This is a genomic window from Gemmatimonadaceae bacterium (assembly GCA_020851035.1).
Classification (GTDB): domain Bacteria; phylum Gemmatimonadota; class Gemmatimonadetes; order Gemmatimonadales; family Gemmatimonadaceae; genus JACMLX01.
Map to the genome: position 1 here is coordinate 273600 of JADZDM010000021.1, position 16944 is coordinate 290543.

Annotated in this window: 16 protein-coding genes; 4 read left to right on the forward strand and 12 right to left on the reverse strand. The window is 71.5% G+C overall.

Annotation, left to right across the window (positions count from 1 at the left end; genetic code table 11):
* Positions 1–217 precede the first annotated feature (217 nt).
* The 5 genes from IT355_13965 to IT355_13985 form a co-directional block, all read right to left on the reverse strand.
* A complete protein-coding gene (locus IT355_13965; GenBank protein ID MCC7054369.1) occupies positions 218–1735 on the reverse strand; it encodes a hypothetical protein in 1518 nt (505 codons plus the stop codon).
* Positions 1736–1901: 166 nt separating this feature from the next.
* Entirely contained in the window at positions 1902–2468 is a 567-nt protein-coding gene (locus tag IT355_13970; GenBank protein MCC7054370.1) for a DUF4136 domain-containing protein, read from the reverse strand.
* A 164-nt stretch (positions 2469–2632) separates the two neighbouring features.
* Positions 2633–3523, reverse strand: a complete 891-nt coding sequence (locus IT355_13975; protein ID MCC7054371.1) for a DUF4394 domain-containing protein — start codon at positions 3521–3523, stop codon at positions 2633–2635.
* Positions 3524–3699: 176 nt separating this feature from the next.
* Positions 3700–3996 (reverse strand): MoaD/ThiS family protein, encoded by a 297-nt coding sequence (locus IT355_13980; GenBank protein MCC7054372.1) that lies wholly within the window; start codon positions 3994–3996, stop codon positions 3700–3702.
* On the reverse strand, positions 3993–5108 hold the full coding sequence (locus IT355_13985) for an exo-alpha-sialidase (protein ID MCC7054373.1): 1116 nt from the start codon (positions 5106–5108) through the stop codon (positions 3993–3995). The genes IT355_13980 and IT355_13985 overlap by 4 nt, the downstream gene beginning before the upstream one ends.
* 160 nt (positions 5109–5268) lie before the next feature.
* Between IT355_13985 and moeB the strand changes: the two genes are divergently transcribed.
* A complete protein-coding gene (gene moeB / locus IT355_13990) occupies positions 5269–6444 on the forward strand; it encodes a molybdopterin-synthase adenylyltransferase MoeB (GenBank protein MCC7054374.1) in 1176 nt (391 codons plus the stop codon).
* On the opposite strand, the gene IT355_13995 is transcribed toward moeB, so the two are convergent.
* Both IT355_13995 and IT355_14000 read right to left on the reverse strand, forming a co-directional pair.
* Entirely contained in the window at positions 6365–7075 is a 711-nt protein-coding gene (locus tag IT355_13995) for a hypothetical protein (protein MCC7054375.1), read from the reverse strand. The genes moeB and IT355_13995 overlap by 80 nt on opposite strands.
* Positions 7076–7193: 118 nt before the next feature.
* Positions 7194–8858, reverse strand: coding sequence for an FAD-binding dehydrogenase (locus tag IT355_14000; GenBank protein MCC7054376.1), 1665 nt, complete (start codon positions 8856–8858; stop codon positions 7194–7196).
* A 386-nt stretch (positions 8859–9244) separates the two neighbouring features.
* On the opposite strand from IT355_14000, the gene IT355_14005 reads away from it, so the two are divergent.
* Both IT355_14005 and IT355_14010 read left to right on the forward strand, forming a co-directional pair.
* Positions 9245–9514 (forward strand): hypothetical protein, encoded by a 270-nt coding sequence (locus tag IT355_14005; GenBank protein MCC7054377.1) that lies wholly within the window; start codon positions 9245–9247, stop codon positions 9512–9514.
* Positions 9515–9679: 165 nt separating this feature from the next.
* Positions 9680–10753, forward strand: coding sequence for an MBL fold metallo-hydrolase (locus tag IT355_14010; GenBank protein ID MCC7054378.1), 1074 nt, complete (start codon positions 9680–9682; stop codon positions 10751–10753).
* Positions 10754–10762: 9 nt separating this feature from the next.
* Here the strand turns inward: IT355_14010 and IT355_14015 are convergent, their stop codons facing one another.
* Positions 10763–11374: a DsrE family protein gene (locus IT355_14015; GenBank protein MCC7054379.1), complete on the reverse strand. Its 612-nt coding sequence runs from the start codon at positions 11372–11374 to the stop codon at positions 10763–10765.
* Between the two features lie 35 nt (positions 11375–11409).
* Positions 11410–11877, reverse strand: coding sequence for an acyl-CoA thioesterase (locus IT355_14020; GenBank protein MCC7054380.1), 468 nt, complete (start codon positions 11875–11877; stop codon positions 11410–11412).
* Between the two features lie 196 nt (positions 11878–12073).
* Between IT355_14020 and IT355_14025 the strand changes: the two genes are divergently transcribed.
* Positions 12074–12406 carry a winged helix-turn-helix transcriptional regulator gene (locus IT355_14025; protein MCC7054381.1) on the forward strand — a complete coding sequence of 111 codons (333 nt, stop codon included), beginning with the start codon at positions 12074–12076 and terminating at the stop codon, positions 12404–12406.
* 86 nt (positions 12407–12492) lie between these two features.
* Here the strand turns inward: IT355_14025 and IT355_14030 are convergent, their stop codons facing one another.
* Genes IT355_14030 through IT355_14040 form a run of 3 tightly spaced genes read right to left on the reverse strand, consistent with a single transcriptional unit; the run spans position 12493 to position 16911 of the window.
* Entirely contained in the window at positions 12493–12693 is a 201-nt protein-coding gene (locus IT355_14030) for a DUF2892 domain-containing protein (GenBank protein ID MCC7054382.1), read from the reverse strand.
* Positions 12683–15865: an efflux RND transporter permease subunit gene (locus tag IT355_14035; protein ID MCC7054383.1), complete on the reverse strand. Its 3183-nt coding sequence runs from the start codon at positions 15863–15865 to the stop codon at positions 12683–12685. The genes IT355_14030 and IT355_14035 overlap by 11 nt, the downstream gene beginning before the upstream one ends.
* Positions 15862–16911, reverse strand: coding sequence for an efflux RND transporter periplasmic adaptor subunit (locus IT355_14040; protein MCC7054384.1), 1050 nt, complete (start codon positions 16909–16911; stop codon positions 15862–15864). Before IT355_14040 ends, IT355_14035 begins: the two co-directional genes overlap by 4 nt.
* Positions 16912–16944: the final 33 nt, after the last annotated feature.

Consider the following 16944-nt stretch of genomic DNA (forward strand, 5'->3'; position numbering starts at 1 on the left):
GCGGGCGGCGGTCGATCCGTGGCACACCTCCACCTGGATTGCACCCACAGGCGACCGGTGACACGTCCGTTCCCTGATTCGTACAGCGGGCGCTCGGCGGGCGTTGGCGACTGGACGGTGTGACGCGGTGCTCGAGCGGCCTGAAGGCGGGCACACTCCACCCCGTCGCCTGACACGGAGGGTCGGATGCCGCCCCGCGCCTGAGTCGACCCGTGGCTCAGCGCCCGACGGAGACGCGCCCGGTGGTGCCCGGCGCGACGACCACCCGTGCCACACTCACCTCACGTCCCGCCGGCAGCAGCATGGTCGTGGCCTTCACGCTGGCACCATTCACCTGCAGCGTGGTGTGACGCCCTGCGAACGCCGCCTGCCAGACCAGCGCCGGCCCGCGATGGTTGGTGAAGGCGGTGGAGCGACGGCCCTCATGCCGCACCGTCACGTCGTTGCCACGCACGCCCAGGTGCTGCAGCTCCACGAACGAGGCTGCCGGCGGCAGCTGCGCAAGTGTCATGATGGCGGGATTGTCGAAGTAGCGCAGCAGCTCCGTCTCGTGGCCCGGTACGACAGGGTCGACACCGATGCCCATCACCCCGGTCACGATCGCACCCACCACCGAGAAGCTCACCTCGGGATACTCGCGCCGCGCCCGCGACCCGGCGCTGAGTGACAGCAGCTCGGCGTACGCCTCGGTGGCGGCGCCGTAGCGGTACAGCACCTCCGGGTGATGCGATTGCTCCTCGATCGGGGCCGGCGGCGAGGTGCGGACCTGCTCCCGCAGCGCCTCCAGTGCACCGAGCGTCTGCGGCCCCTCTGCCGCCACCGGCCAGTACAACGCAGCCGAGTTCCACGCATTGGGCCCGCGATGCCCCAGCACCTGGCTGGTGGACAGGAAGTCATGGAAGGTGCGCGTGCGCTCGTCCCACCAGCGGCCGTTCACCAGCGCCTTCACCTCACCGGCCTTCGCCAGCCAGGTGCGCGCGCCGGCCAGGTCACCGCGCACCTCGCGGATGCGCGCGTAGGCCGCGAATCCCGCGTATTGTGCGGCCAGCAGGTCCAGGCCCACGGTGAAGTCGTCCGTCTCCTCGTTGTAGCCGGGAATGCCGCGGTTGCCGCTGAAGCGCGCGTCGGGGTCGTTCGCCGTGGGGGCGTTCATCATCCGCGGCCGTGTCATCACCGACTCCGGGCCCAGCTGCCACCGCGCCACGTACTCGGTGACCGTGCGGTCGTAGAAGTGCAGGAAGGCACCGTCGGTGACGTAGTCGCGGTTGCCCGACCAGAGGTACATGCGCCACGACGCGTCCAGCAGGTCGAAGTTGGCGGGGAGGTTGTACCAGAAGTCGCGATCGTTGCGGTAGTCGGCGTGCGCGGGCTGGCCGTGGCGATCGATCTCCCAGTAGCCCGCCCAGTCGCGTTCCGCGCTGATCGACGCGACGAAGCGCCCGAGCATGTTGCGCAGGTGCACCTGCATGCCGAGCGCGTGCGCGCCCACCGCCTGGTGCGCCACGTCGCGCATGCAGAACGCCGCGCGGCCCGGCAGTGCGGCCTCGAACCACGGCCCCACGGCATCACCGTCGACGGCGTAGGCGGTGGCCTGCGCCCGGGCCCAGGTGAACGCACCAACGAGGCGCGGGTCGTCGCTGCGGAGCGAGAGCGGCGAGGTGAAGCTGCGGGCCTGCGCCACGACGGCAGCGGACTGCAGCGCGAATGCGATGCCAAGAAAGAAAAGCCTGCGCATGCCGGACGCTCCGGAGGAGTGGCGCACCGCCGGCACGGCCCGGGAGCCGTGTGGCGAGGATCCCCGCGAATGTGCGTGGGTGCACCGGGCGCCGCGAGCGGCGCGGCATGGCGCCGCCCCGGGACCTGACCGGGGCGGCGCGATCAGCGCATCACCGGCGCCGACCTCAGGGCTGCGCGCCCGCCGGACCGGCCTGCGGGTAGCGCGAGAGCATCCGACGGATGGACTCGCTCACCCGCTTCTCCATCTCGCGGGGGTTGTCGAGGAGCCCCGTCACGTCGGTCTGCGACCAGCCGCGCCACACGATCTTCTTCGTCCGGGCGTCGGCCACGTCCAGGAGCAGCGTTCCCTCGTCGAACTCCACCACCGTGCTCCCCTGCCGCATCCACGGATCGGTGTAGCCACGCGCCTCGTCCGTCCGCACCACGTCCACCCGCTGGCGCACGCTCACGTGGTAGTGCACCAGCAGGTCGGGCGACGTCGTGCGGCGCTGCACCCCCTTCGCCGCCATCTCCAGCTCCACGGCTGCGCGCACGCGCGAGTCGAAGAACGGGTTGTTGTCGAGCCGCACGTCGCCCGCGGGCATCGTATCGCCGGCGCCCCAGTCGAACGAGTGATACTGGTCCAGCCGGATCGCAGGATCGAAATCCGCGCCGGCGCTGACCGATGCGCAGGCCGCCAGCACGGCGGTGGACGACACCACGGCGAGGCGTGTGAGACGTGCGAGGAACATGTTCCACCCGGGAAAGGGGAAAAGCGTGTCACCACAAGATCGGTGACACGCACGCCGGAACCTGTCAGGCGTTCCCCCTGCCGTCAGGGAAATTCAGTCCCCGTGGCGCCGGTCCACCGTGCTCACGTGATGTGCCACGGGGACACCGCGCGAGTGCCACGTACTCAGCGCGCGCCTGCCCGTCGGCGACGTCGCGACAGTGCGCCAAGTCCCGCCAGCCCCGACGCCATCAAGGCCCAGCTCGACGGTTCCGGCACCGCAGTCAGTGCGAGTCCGTCCAGCCCGCCCGGCGTCCCGACGTCGCCCACCAGCGTGGCCGCACCGGTGCCGAGGTCGACGGTGTAGAGCTGCCCCGTCATGGCACCGCTCGCCATCGCCGTGAACCAGGCCGTGTTCATCCCGCCGATCGTGACGATGTCGAACCCCGTGATCGATGCGCCGGCCGCCAGCCCCAGGCTGCCCACGGTGCTGATGGTGCCACCGTTGGGGTTGTCGATCTTCACGAGCTGGCCGAGCGTCGGGTCGATGCCGTACAGCGTGGTGCCGGTGCCCGGATCGGTGTCGGAATTGGTGTACGCCACTGCCGTGAACGACGGCACACGGCCCACGTTCACGTCGCCCATCGCGAAGGTGTAGCCGCCATCCACCAGCGTGGCGCCGCTCATCGGATTGAGCCGGAAGTTCGTGCCCCCGCTGCCCACCAGCCTGATGCGATCCACCGTGGGATTGAAGTCGAAGCCGACGTTCCCCGCCGTGTTCGCCACGTCGAACACCTCCGTGGCCGCACCGCTGGTGAGGCTCACGGTGTAGAGCTTGTCGCCATCGTAGCCGTAGAGCTGGTTGGTGGCCGGCCGGAAGTCGATGCCGGTGAGGCGCACACCGGTGGCACCGATGGTGCTCACGGCGCCCGGTGTGTTCGGATCGAGCCGGACGAGTTGCTGCACACCACCGGGCGCGGTGGTGATGCCATAGGCCGTGACCTCTGCGGCGGCCGCCTGCGCGGAGGCGAGCAGCAGGACGGCGAGCGGGATGGTGCGTGTGAGAAGACGAGGCATGGCGCGTGCGCTCCTGACGAGGTGGAGACGGCGACAGCGGACGCGACCAGCCGATTCTCCGTCAGCCGGCGCGCCACGGCCGCCGTCCGGAAGCCGTTCCCGCCTCTACGCTCCCTGCCATCCATCGGATCTCGCGCGCCGCCGCTGGCGCGCCCGGCACTGGCGCGGCAGCCGGCTCAACCGCCGGCCATCGCACCGATGATCAGCAGCGGCTCCCGGCCACCCGCGACACTCTCCGGCAACGCGTCATCCGGCGACCCGTGCGACAGGTCACGCTGCTCGGCGAAGAAGCGCACGAACGCGCGGCGCTGCTGCGTGTCATGATCGCGGATGGTGCCCCGCAGCATGGGGTAGCGTGCCTCGATGGCATCCACCACGGAACGCAGCGTCACCGGCGCCTCCACTGCCACCGTGATCTCCGCGCCGGCCTGTGCCAACGCACGCAGCGGCGACGGCAGCACGACCCGGATCATGGCAGCGTCTGCACCTCGACCGACAGCACCGCCGGCAGGTCGCGCACGATCGGCATCCAGGTGTCACCCGAGTCGCTGGAGCAGTAGACCTGCCCACCGGTGGTGCCGAAGTACACGCCGCACGATGCCATGGTGTCCACCGCCATCGCATCCCGCAGCACGTTCACATAGCAGTCCCGGTCCGGTAGCCCATGGCCCAGCGCCTCCCACTCGGAGCCGCCGGTGCGGCTGCGATACACGCGCAGCGCACCGTCGGGCGGGAAGTGGTGCGCGTCGCTGGTGATCGGCACCACGTAGATCGTCTCCGGCTCGTGCGCGTGCACCTCGATCGGGAAGCCGAAGTCGGTGGGCAGGTTGCCGCTCACCTCATGCCAGTGATCCCCCGCATCGTCGCTGCGCATGATGTCCCAGTGCTTCTGCATGAAGAGCCGCTCGGGGTGTGACGGGTGCATGGTGATGTGGTGCACGCAGTGCCCCACCTCCGAGTCCTGCGCGGGGATCTCGCCGGAGCGCAGCCCCGTGTTGATCGGCCTCCAGGTCACGCCGCCGTCGTCGGTGCGGAACGCCCCTGCGGCCGAGATCGCGATGTAGATGCGGTCCGGGTTCACCGGGTCGAGCACGATGGTGTGCAGGCAGAGCCCGCCGGCGCCGGGCTGCCATTGCGCGCCCGAACCGTGCGTGCGCAAGCCGGACAGCTCCACCCAGCTCGCACCGCCGTCGGTGGACTTGAAGAGCGCGGCGTCCTCCACCCCCGCATACACGGTGTCACGATCGGTGAGTGACGGCTCGAGGTGCCAGACCCGCTTGAACTCCCAGGGATGCGGCGTGCCGTCGTACCACTGGTGCGTGCCGGGCACGCCGTCGTAGGCGAAGCGGTTGTCCACCGCGGTCCAGGTCAGGCCACCATCGTCCGAGCGCTGGATGAGCTGACCGAACCATCCCCCCGACTGCGAGGCCCAGATGCGATCGGGATCGACCGGCGAACCCTTGAGGTGATACATCTCCCAGCCCGGGAAATGCGGACCGGCGACGTTCCATTGCTTCCGGTCGCCATCGGACGTGAGGATGAATGCCCCCTTCTTCGTTCCGACCAGGACACGTACGCGGCTCATGCTGGTGCTCCGTGGCAGCAGGTTGTCGCAGACATCGGGATCGAGGATCGTGGCGGAGACCGGCCCGTCATGCCCGACAGCCGCACCGCCACGATTGCGCCTCACACCACAAGTCGCCAGCCTTGGACGTCATTTCGCCGCGAAACTCATCGTGCCGCCCATGGATCCCGGTCCCGCACCAGCGCCAGACGTGCTGCCCGCCCTCTCGGCTGACGAGCGGCAGCGGTACGCGCGCCACCTGTCGCTGCCGGGGATCGGCACCGACGGCCAGCGACGGCTGAAGTCGGCGCGCGTGCTGCTCGTCGGCGCCGGCGGCCTCGGCTCACCGACCGCGCTCTACCTGGCCGCCGCCGGTGTCGGCACCATCGGCCTCGTGGATGGCGACGTGGTGGACGTGACCAACCTGCAGCGGCAGGTGCTGCACGGCACGAAGGATGTCGGCCGCCCGAAGCTCGACTCGGCGCGCGACCGGCTGCACGACCTCAACCCCCACGTGCAGGTCACGCTGTACCGCGAGTGGCTCACGGCAGCGAATGCGCTGGAGGTGATGCGCCGCTGGGACATCGTGATCGACGGCACCGACAACTTCGCCACCCGCTACCTGGTGAACGACGCCTGTGTGCTGCTGGGCATTCCCAACGTGCATGGGTCGGTCTTCCAGTTCGACGGGCAGGCGTCGGTGTTCGCCACGCCGCACGGACCCTGCTATCGCTGCCTCTATCCCGAGCCGCCACCACCCGGCATGGTGCAGAACTGTGCGGAGGGCGGCGTGTTCGGCGTGCTGCCCGGCCTGATCGGCACCATCCAGGCCGTGGAGACGATCAAGCTCATCACCGGCGTGGGCGAGACGCTGGCCGGGCGGCTGCTGATGATCGATGCCCTCACGATGCAGTTCCGCACCGTGGAGTTCTCGCGCGATCCCGCCTGCCCCGCCTGCGGCACGCGCACCATCGACCGGTTGATCGACTACGACCGGTTCTGCGGCACGCCCGCCATCGGCAGCACGACCGGTGCCGTTCCCGAGATCACGCCGGCCGAACTGGCCGCCCGCCTCGCCCGCGGTGACGCGATCGACCTCGTCGACGTGCGGGAGCCGCGCGAGGTGGCGGTATCGCAGATCGCCGGCGCACGCCACATCCCGCTGCGCACGCTCGCCGACGCCGCCCACACGCTGGATGCCTCGCGCGAGATCGTGCTCGTCTGTCGCAGCGGGATGCGCAGCAGCGAGGGGGTGCGGACGCTGCAGGCCGCCGGCTTCAGCCGTCTGTCGTCGCTGGCGGGCGGGATGGTGCGCTGGACGGAAGACGTCGATCCGTCGCTGCCTTCGCCAGGCTGATCGCCTCGCGCGCGATCCGGTCGAAGTGGTCGCTGCGCTCGCGTGCCCAGCGCGGCAGGCTGATGAACGGCGATGCGAGGAGCACCGCGCCGATGGCCGCGGGAATTGCCGCGACGAGGGCCAGGCCAGGCCGCACCGTCCCGCCGGCGGCGAGGGTCGCCGCGGACATGAACGCGCCGAGCCCGCCGATCAACGGGGCCACCAGCGCGCTCGACTTGCGCGTGGACATGCGCAGCCGGTGTCCGCCGTCGATCGGCTCCACCGCGATGCGCAGCGCGCCATTGCGCCACTCGCGCACGCTGCCGTCGCGATGTTCGGTGCCTCGCGCGGCGAAGGTGGCACGCATCGTGGAGACGAGCACGCTCCAGGCCTCGTCGCCGAGCACGCCGGGCAGGAGCACCTCCTTCGCCACACCGACCGGCAGCCCCGCCGAGCGCTCGAGCGTGGCCGGCCGCAGCGCCCCGCTGGCCGACTCTTCCAGCGCGCGCGTCACGGCATCCGGGGAGAGGCCGACGTCACGCGCGATCTCGTGCACCTGCGCCACCGTCAGCCCCGACGACTCGCTCACCTCGGCGGCGCGCGCGAGCACGGCAGACACCTCCGAATCGCTCAGACGTCGCTGGTCGGTCATGCGTGGAACGGTGGCGGGACAGGGCTGGCCCGCGACGGAACGGGGGCCGGGTGAAAGTTACGACCGCCGTCCCGCAGCCGCCTGCCGTTCGATCGGCCAGTGGCACGCCGGGCAGGCGTCACGCGCCCACGTCGCCCGCGGCCGCGCGGCCCGCAGCCCGGCCGCTGAACAGGCATCCGCCGAGGAAGGTGCCCTCGAGCGCGCGATAGCCGTGCACGCCGCCGCCACCGAAGCCCGCCACCTCGCCGGCCGCGTAGAGTCCCGGCATCGGCTGGCCGTCGGCGCCAAGCACCCGTGCCTGCAGGTCGGTCTCCAGTCCGCCGAGTGACTTCCGCGTCACCACGTGCAGCTGCACGGCCACCAGCGGGCCGTCGGCCGGATCGAGCAGCGGCGCGGGCGGCGCCACCCGCACCAGCCGCTCGCTCAGCAGTGCCCGTGCATTCCGCACGATGGCGAGCTGCGGGTCCTTGCCGGCCACGTTGTGCACCTGCGCGTCCCGGTCGGTCACCTCGCGGTGCACCGTGTCGTGATCCAGCCGGCCATCACCCGCCACGGCGCGCATGCCCTCCACCAGCTCGGGCAGCGTGCGCCGCACCACGAAGTCGGCGCCCCGGTCCATGAAGGCCTGCACCGGCGCCTGCACCGCGCGACCGATCCGGCGCAGCGTGAGCGACAGGCTCTTGCCCGTGAGGTCGGGGTTCTGCTCGCTGCCGGAGAGGGCGAACTCCTTCCGGATGATCGCACGGTTGAGCAGGAACCAGGTGTAGGGGTGCCCGTGGGTGCCGATGTGCTGCAGCGTGCCGAGGGTGTCGGCACCCGGGATGTTCGGATACGGAAGTCGCTTGCCTTCGGGGTCGAGCCAGAGGCTGCTCGGCCCGGGCAGGATGCGGATGCCGTGTGCCGGCCAGATCGGGCTCCAGTTGCGCACCCCCTCGGTGTAGTGCCACATCCGGTCGGGGTGCACCAGCCGCGCACCGGCGGCGTGCACCGCCTGCTGCAGCAGGCCGTCCACATGCTCCGGCACCCCCGAGAGCATGAACGACGGCGGTGCACCAAGGCGCGCCACCGGCCAGTGCTGCCGCACCAGCGCATGGTTGCCGCCGATGCCACCCGACGTCACGATCACGGCGCCGGCGTGGAGGGTGAAGTCGCCCACCACCGTGCGCGTGCTCGCCGCGCCACGCGCCACCGTCGTGGGCTCGAGCACCTCGCCGCTCACGCCGTGCACCACGCCACCGGTCACCTGCAACGCCGTCACCCGGTGCCGGAACCGCAGCTGCACACGCCCCGCGGCCGCGTGGGCACGCACGCGGCGCACGAAGGGCTCGAGCACGGCCGGCCCGGTGCCCCACGTCACGTGGAACCGCGGCACGCTGTTGCCGGAGGCACCGGCGCCGGCCGCACCACGTTCCGCCCATCCCACTGCCGGGAACCAGCGCAGGCCCTGTGCATGCAGCCAGGCGCGCTTCTCACCGGCGGCGAAGTCCACGTACGCCGCCGCCCACCGGCGCGGCCAGTGATCGTCGTCGCGATCGAAGCCCGCCGTGGCCATCCAGTCACGCAGCGCCAGCGCGTGCGAGTCGCGGATGCCAAGGCGCCGCTGCTCGGGTGAGTCAACGAGGAAGAGCCCGCCGAGCGACCAGAATGCCTGCCCGCCGAGATTCTGCTCCCCTTCCTGGTCCAGGAGCAGCACCGAGCGTCCGGCATCCGCCGCCTCGGCGGCTGCGACGAGGCCCGCCAGTCCGGCACCGACGATGATGATGTCCGCCACCGACTGCGCCATGCATGCACCCCGGGCAGGAGACCGCGCGCCGGCGACGGCCGCGTTGCCGGTCCGCCTGCGCACCGGAGTATACGGGCGCGCCAGCGGCCGCGAGCGGTGGCATGTGCGTGCTGGCTCACCGGCACCAGGCCCCGGCGAACACCAGCGGCGTGTAATCGAAGTTCCGGAAGCAGTCGCCGGTCGGAGCATTCCGGCTGGCGGCGTTGAAGATCCTCTCTATACCGCCGGTATTGCTGCGGTTTTCGCCTGGCCAACCAGGCGCCCCATCCGGCTGTGTGCTCTCCGAACTTCGATTGCACGCCACTAGATTTCACGGGATCGACGCTGCCGGGACGGCGCGCGCCCAGCGTGCCCGACGACGGCACAGAGGAGAGACACCGATGTCGATGGCGTTCCTGAGGGACGACGCGGAAGGGGAGATGCCCCGCCGCCACTACGACCTGCCCGACCGCGACGATCCGGGCTTCGACCGCGCCGCTGCGCGCGCGCTGCTGGAAGCCACCCGCGTGGACGAGACGCAACTCGCCGAGCGCGCCACCGGTTACTACTGGGGCGAGCCGAAGCTGCGCCCGTATGCCGAGGAGATCCGGCAGGCGGCCGAGCTCGCAGGCGATGAGCGGATGGAGCAGCTCGCGCGTCGGTTCCAACGGCAATAGGCGCGGTGCGCCGCAACAGCATCGCGCGTGGCTGACCGGCCGCCACGGCGCTGGCGACGACTTCTCGGGCGTATCGCGGCCACACTCCTGCTCGCAGGGGGCGTGGCCGTCGCCAGCGCATGGCAGTCGTTCGGCGACGGCGCCGAGGGGGCACGGCTGTCGCACATGACGCAGTCCCCGCAGTGGCACGACGGCCGGTTCCACAATCCAGGGCCGATGTGGAACGACATGGGCGGCGCCATCTCGCGCCTGCTCGATCCACCACCCGCCACCGTGCCCGACAGCGCCGGCGTGCCGGTGGTGCATCCGACCCGGTCCTCGCTGCTGGCGGTCCCCGCGTCGGGACTGCGCGTCACCTGGTTCGGCCACTCGTCCAGCCTGATCGAGATCGACGGCGTGCGTTTGCTCACCGACCCGATCTGGAGCACACGTCCGTCACCGGTCACCTGGGCAGGACCGCAACGCTGGTTCCCGCCGGTGATCGCGCTCGACAGCCTGCCGCCGATCGACGCCGTGCTGATCTCGCACGACCACTACGACCATCTCGATCGCGCCACCATCCAGGCGATGCGTGGCTGGACCACGATGTTCATCGTGCCGCTGGGCATCGGGGCGCACCTCGAGTCGTGGGGCATTCCGCCTGCACGCATCGTGGAACTGGACTGGTGGCAGCCGGTGCGCGTCGGCGCGCTGGAGATCGTGGCGACACCCGCGCGCCACGCCTCCGGACGCCTGTCACCGCAGTCCGATCAGACGCTCTGGGCGGGCTACGCCATACTCGGTCCGGCGCACCGTGCCTTCTATTCGGGCGACACCGGCCTGCACGAGACGCTCGGCGAGATCGGCACCAGGTACGGCCCGTTCGACGTGGCGCTGATCGAGTCGGGCCAGTACGACGCCGCCTGGCCGGACTGGCACCTGGGACCGGAGCAGGCCGTCGAGGCGAGCCGCCGCGTGCGGGCGAAGGCGATGATCCCGGTGCACTGGGCGCTGTTCAAGCTCGCGAGCCACGGCTGGACGGAACCCGCCGAGCGCGTGCTGGCCGCCGGCCGCTGTCTGGGCGTGGCCATCATCACGCCGCGACCCGGCGCGAGCGTCGAACCCGCGAGCCTCGCCGGCGATGACGCGGAGCGCTGGTGGCCGACGCTGCCGTGGTCCACCGCCAGCCAGGCCCCCGTGATCGCGACGCGACGCGGCGATCCCGCCGATCGCGTGCCGCCAGCGCCCTGCGTGCGCTGACGCGTCAGGTCACCAGGGGATGTACCGGAATCCCTGGGACTGCAGGAAGTCCAGCGCGGTCATCGCCGACAGCGCCACCGTCACGCCGGGCAGCAGCTCCTCGCGCTTCACGCCGGCGCGACCCGCCGTCTGGCCGCAGAGCACCAGCTGGGCACCGTGCTGCAGCAGTTCCTCCACCAGGCGGCGGCTCGGATTCGGCTTGCCGCCGAAGCGGGCGGCGAAGGCCGCGTCGCTGAGCAGAGCGGTCCATCCGCTGCCGTGGAAGACGGCGGCGGCCTGCACCTGTCGCTCGGCGTAGCCGTGCCGTACGTGCAGGTTGTAGAAGCGCGCCGCGGTGACGAGTTGCTCGTTGACCTTCACCGTGTCACCGCCGCCCACGCGGATCTCGAAGACCGCCTTGAACTCGTGGCTGGCCGGCACGACGAAGGTCGGGTCATCCACGCGGAACGACGGCCCGGCGCTCTGGATCACGGGACCGGACGGCTGTGCGCCCGGCGCGCCGGCGCCCTGCGCCGCGGCGGCACCGGGGAACGTGAGCGCGGCAACCAGGATCGTGAGCGCGGCGTACAGGGTGCGCGGGGTGCGCGGGGTGCGCGGGGTGCGCGGGGTGCGTGGAGGCATGCGGGTCACGGTGCGGCAGGGTGGGTGAGGGGCGCTCAGGCGGCCGTCGCGGGCGGGGTGGCGACCGCGGTGGCGCGCACCAGCTCGAGCGCGGCACGCACCGGGGCGGGGATCGGCACCGGGCGCCGCGTGGCACGATCGACGTACACGTGCACGAACCGGCCCGCCGCGCAGGCGAGGGGCTCGTCGTTGCGCCAGAGCGCCAGTTCGTAGCGCACGCTGCTGGTGCCGATGTGCACCACGCGCAGGCCGACGGTGACCCGGTCGGGGAAGGTGACGGGGGCAAAGAACCGGCAGGCCGTCTCGACGACCAGCCCGATCACCGGGCTCCCTGCCACGTCCAGCAGCCCCTGCTCCACCAGCCAGCGGTTCACGGTGGTGTCGAACAGGCTGTAGTGCACGACGTTGTTCACGTGCCCGTACGCGTCGTTGTCCATCCACCGGGTGTCGATGGTGGTCAGGTACCGGTAGCGGTCGCGGGTCTCGGGGGCGTCGGGCACCATGCGGGCGTCGGGAGTCGGAGGACCGGGGTGCGGGTCGCGTGCGCATCGGCGCCGGCCGCGGCTGGCGCGCCCTGAGAGACGTAGCGTCACCGGGGAGGTTCGGCAACCGCCCGCCCGTCGTCGCCCCCCTCTGCCGCCGGGCGCCGGGGCCTATATATTCATGCCTACGCATGTATGCACTCACGTGGAGGTGGGAATGGCGACCAAGCGGATGGGCCCCGAACTGCTCGACCTCGTCGCGGACCGCTTCAAGGCACTCAGCGACTGCGCGCGGCTGCGCCTGCTGCAGGAGCTGCGCGGCGGCCCGCGCACCGTGAACGAGCTGGCGGCGGCAACGCAGATGGCGCAGGCGAACGTGTCGCGACACCTCGCGGTGCTCTTCGGCCACAACCTGGTGGCACGCGAGAAGGACGGCGTGTACGTGCACTATTCCCTCGCCGACCGCGACGTGCTGAAGCTCTGCGAGCTGGTCTGCGGCCGGCTGGAAAGCGAGCTGGCGGAGCGCCGGAAGGTCATCGCGGGGCGCTGACCCCGCGGCGCCACGGCGCCGGGATGCAGACACGACGCGGGGCGGTGAGCTGTTGCTCACCGCCCCGCGTTGCCTTGCAGCCGATCCTACCGGCTGCTGCAGCCGAACAACCGTCCGGCGCCGAGCATCCGCTCCAGCGGGCAGAACCCGGTGAAGCTCGACTGCAGCAGGTTCAGGCCGACGAAGGCCGTGAAGCCGTACCAGCCGGGGTGCACGAACCACCCCAGCGCCACCGACAGCAGGATGAACGTCCCGGCGAACCGCCGGATCACCTTGTCATTGCACATCCGCCCTCCGGCGCACGAGTTCCCAGTACAGGAGCGGCACCACCACCATGGTCAGTGCCGTTGCGACGATCGCCCCGCTGATGAGGGCCACGGCCAGGCCCTGGAAGATCGGGTCGAGGACCATCACCAGTCCACCCACCACCACCGCGGCCGCCGTCAGCGCGATCGGCCGGAATCGCACCGCCCCCGCCTCCAGCACCGCATCCGCCACCCGGCGCCCGCGTGCCTCCTCGAGCTGGATGAAGTCCACCAGCAGGATCGAGTTCCGCACGATGATGCCGGCCAGCGCGATCATGCCGATCATGCTGGTGGCGGTGAAGAACGCCCCGCTCATGGCATGGCCCGGCAGGATGCCGACCAGCGTGAGCGGGATCGGCGCCATGATCACCAGCGGGATCGTGAAGCTCTGGAACCAGCCAACCACCAGCACGTAGATCAGCAGCAGCACGATGGCGAAGGCGATGCCGAGGTCACGGAACACCTCGATCGTGACCTGCCACTCCCCGTCCCACTTGATCGCCGTCTCGCGCACCGTCACCGGCGGCACGGCGTTGTATCGCTCGATCTTCGCGCCACGCACCGTCAGCGTGTCGAGCTGGCTGTTCATGGCGAGGATCGCATACACCGGGCTCTCGATCTCGCGCGCGACGTCGCCGGTGACGTAGATCGCCGGCCGCAGGTCCTTGCGCATCCGCACCGAGGCCCGCGCCCCGGTCACCACCGTCACGAACTGGCCCAGCGGCTGCGGGCCGCGCGCCGTGGCCACCGGCAGCGACAGCAGCGCCTCCACGTTCGACCGCTGCGCGAGCGCGAGCCGCGGCACGATCGCCACCGCCTCGCGTGCCGTCTCGCTGCGCATCATGCCGACCGGCGCCCCCGAGAGGGCGAGGTAGAGCACCTGCGTGACCTGCTCCACGCTCGCCCCCGACGCCGCCACCCGGTCCCGGTCCACGCGGAAGCTGCGCTCCCCCTGCGGCGCCTCGACGGTCCAGTCCACGTCCACCACGCCCGGCGTGGCCTCGAACACCTTCTTCACCGCCGCCGCCGCCTCGATCCGCGACGCATCGTCCGCCGCATACACCTCGGCCACCAGCGTGGAGAGCACCGGCGGGCCGGGCGGGATCTCGGCCACCTTCGCCGAGGCCCCGTACCGCGACGCGATCGAGTCCACCGACGGCCGCACCGCCACCGCGATCGCGTGGCTCTGCCGCTTGCGGTCCCCCTTCGGCAGCAGGTTCACCTGCACGTCGGCCACGTTGGCACCGCTGCGCATGAAGTAGTGGCGCACCAGGCCGTTGAAGTTGAACGGCGAGGCGGCACCGGCGTACACCTGCGTGCTCACCACCTCCGGCACCGTGCCGAGGAACGCCGCGATCTCCGAGGCCGCCCGGTTCGACGTCTCCAGCGTGGTGCCCTCGGGGAAGTCCAGCACCACCTGGAACTCGCTCTTGTTGTCGAACGGCAGCATCTTCACCTGCACCGCACGCAGCAGCACCAGCGCCATGCTGCCCAGCAGCAGCACCAGCACGCCGGCATAGAACCCCTTCCGCAGGCCGGGCCGCTGCATCAGCGGCAGCATGATGCGCCGGTAGATGCGGTCGATCTTCCCGCCTTCCTCCGGCGGGTGCGCCGTGGAGGCGTGCGCGTTGGCCACGTGCCCCTTCAGCAGCCGGTAGGCCAGCCACGGCGTGACGATGAACGCCACCGCCAGCGACGCCAGCATCGCCACCGAGGCGCCGACCGGGATCGGCCGCATGTACGGCCCCATCATCCCGCTCACGAAGGCCATCGGCAGGATCGCCGCGATCACCGTGAACGTGGCCAGGATCGTCGGGTTCCCCACCTCGTCGACGGCATCCACCGTCGCCTGCTCCGGCGACCGGTCGCCCATCACGAGGTGGCGGTATACGTTCTCCACCACCACGATCGCGTCATCCACCAGGATGCCGATCGAGAAGATCAGCGCGAACAGCGTGATGCGGTTCAGCGTGTAGCCCAGCGCGTAGTACGTGAAGAGCGTGAGCGCGAGCGTCACCGGCACCGCCACCAGCACCACCACCGCCTCGCGCCAGCCGAGGAAGAGCCAGATCAGCAGCGCCACGCTCAGCGTCGCGATCACGAGGTGCAGGATCAGCTCACTCGCCTTCTCGCCGGCGGTCTCGCCGTAGTCGCGCGTGACGCTGACCTCGATCCCGGCCGGCACCAGCCGGCCCTTCGACTCGTCCACCCGCTGCAGCACGGCATGGGTCACAGCGGTGGCGTTGGCCCCCTTCCGCTTCGAGACGGCGATCGTCACCGCCGGCACCGCCGCCCCCTTCCCCGCGCGGTGCGACACGTACGACGTGACATCGGCGTAGTCCTCGCGCACGGTGGCCACGTCGCGCAGGTACACCGGCGCCCCACTGCGCGACGAGACCACGATGCCGGCGGCGTCCAGCGCCGACGTCACCGGCGCGCCGACGGCCACACGCAGCACGCTGTCGTTGGACGTGAACTCGCCAGCCAGGAGCCGCGCATTCGCCCCGCGCAGCGCCGCCGCGACCTCACCCGGCGTGGTGCCGGTGGCCGCCAGCCGCGCCGGATCCACCAGCACCTGCAGCTCCTTCGGCGACCCGCCCGTGACCGTCGTCGCCGCCACCTCGGGCACCGTGCGGATCTCGTCCATCAGGTGCAGCGCCACCTGCCGGAGCTGGTTGGCATCGCTGCCGGCGCCATGCAGCGTGAGCGTCAGCACCGGCACGTCGTCGATGCTGTGGGCCCGCACCGATGGCGGCAGCGCACCGGGCGGGGCCTCGGCCGCCGACGCCGCCAGCACCGCCTGCACCCGCGTCACGCTGCGCTCCTGGTCCTCGCCCACCCGGAACCGCACCGTGATCATGGCGTAGTTGTCGCCCGACATGGTGTACACGTGGTCCACCCCGGGCAGCGCCAGCATCCGCTGCTCCACCGGGCGGGCCAGCAGGTTCTCGGCCTCCTGCGGCGTCGCCCCGGGCAGCGCGACGATCACGTCGATCATCGGCACCGAGATCTGCGGCTCCTCCTCACGCGGCGTGGCGATGATGCCGAGAAACCCGAGGCCCAGCGAGGCGAGGATCGCGAGCGGCGTGAGCCGCGAGTGCAGGAACGCCCTCGCGATGCGCCCCGAGATGCCCGTCGTCGGCTCGCTGCTCATTTCGCCGCCTGCGGCACGACGATGGTCTCACCGGCCGTCAGGCCGCTGGTCACCTGCACGAGGTCACCGCGCGCGGTCCCGAGCCGCACCCAGCGCAGCTCGTCGCGCGTGGCACCGCGGACCATCACCCCGGTCAGGTCCCCGTCACGCACGATCGCGCGCGCCGGCACCAGGAGCCCGCGCTGCTCGGCGCCGGCGATGCGGAGCACGGCGCTGCTGCCGGCACGACGGGTGGCCGACGGGTTGCCCACCAGCGCGTTCACGCTGAAGAGGTTGCCCACCGATCCCGGCACCACCCCCTCGACGGTGGCACTCACCGGCTCACCGGCGATGGTGGCGCTGAGCACCTGCCCGCGGCGCACCGTCCGCACCACGTCACCACCGGCACTCGCCGTGATGCGCAGCGACGAGACGTCCTGCACCACCAGCAGCGGTGCACCCGGTGCCGCGAAGGCGCCGGGATCCGCCATCCGCGACGTGACCACGCCGCCGAACGGCGCCCGCACCGTCGCGTAGCTCCGCATCGCATCCACTTCCGCCACGCCGCCCTCGGCGGCGCGCACGGCGGCGGCGGCGCGGGCCAGCCCCGTCTGCGACGCATCGAACTGCGCCTGCGTGGCCGCGCTGTCGGCGTAGAGGGCGCGTATCCGCGCGGCCTGCGTGCCGGCGTCGGCGTGCATCGCGCGCGCATCGGCCAGCGCCGCGGCAGCCTGCGTGGCACGGGCCGAGAGGTCGCGCGCGTCGATGTCCAGCAGGGCCTGCCCCTGCCGCACCACGTCACCCTCACGCACGTGCACCGCCATGACGGTGCCCATCAGCTTCGAGGAGAGCATGGCCTGCCGCATCGGCTCGGCCACGCCGGTGAGTTCCACCACGCCGGCGATCATCGTGTCGCGCACGGTGAGCGCCGCGCCGGCCTGGCGCGCCGGCGCAGCGGCCGCGTCAGGGGCGTGCGCCGTCTCGGGTGCCTTGGAGCAGGCGGCGAGCGTGGTGGCGAGCAGGAGGAGCGTGCCGCCGGTGCGGGCGAAAGCAGTGCGATGTGTCATCGGGCCGTGGCCGTGGGCAGGGTGAGGTGTGGC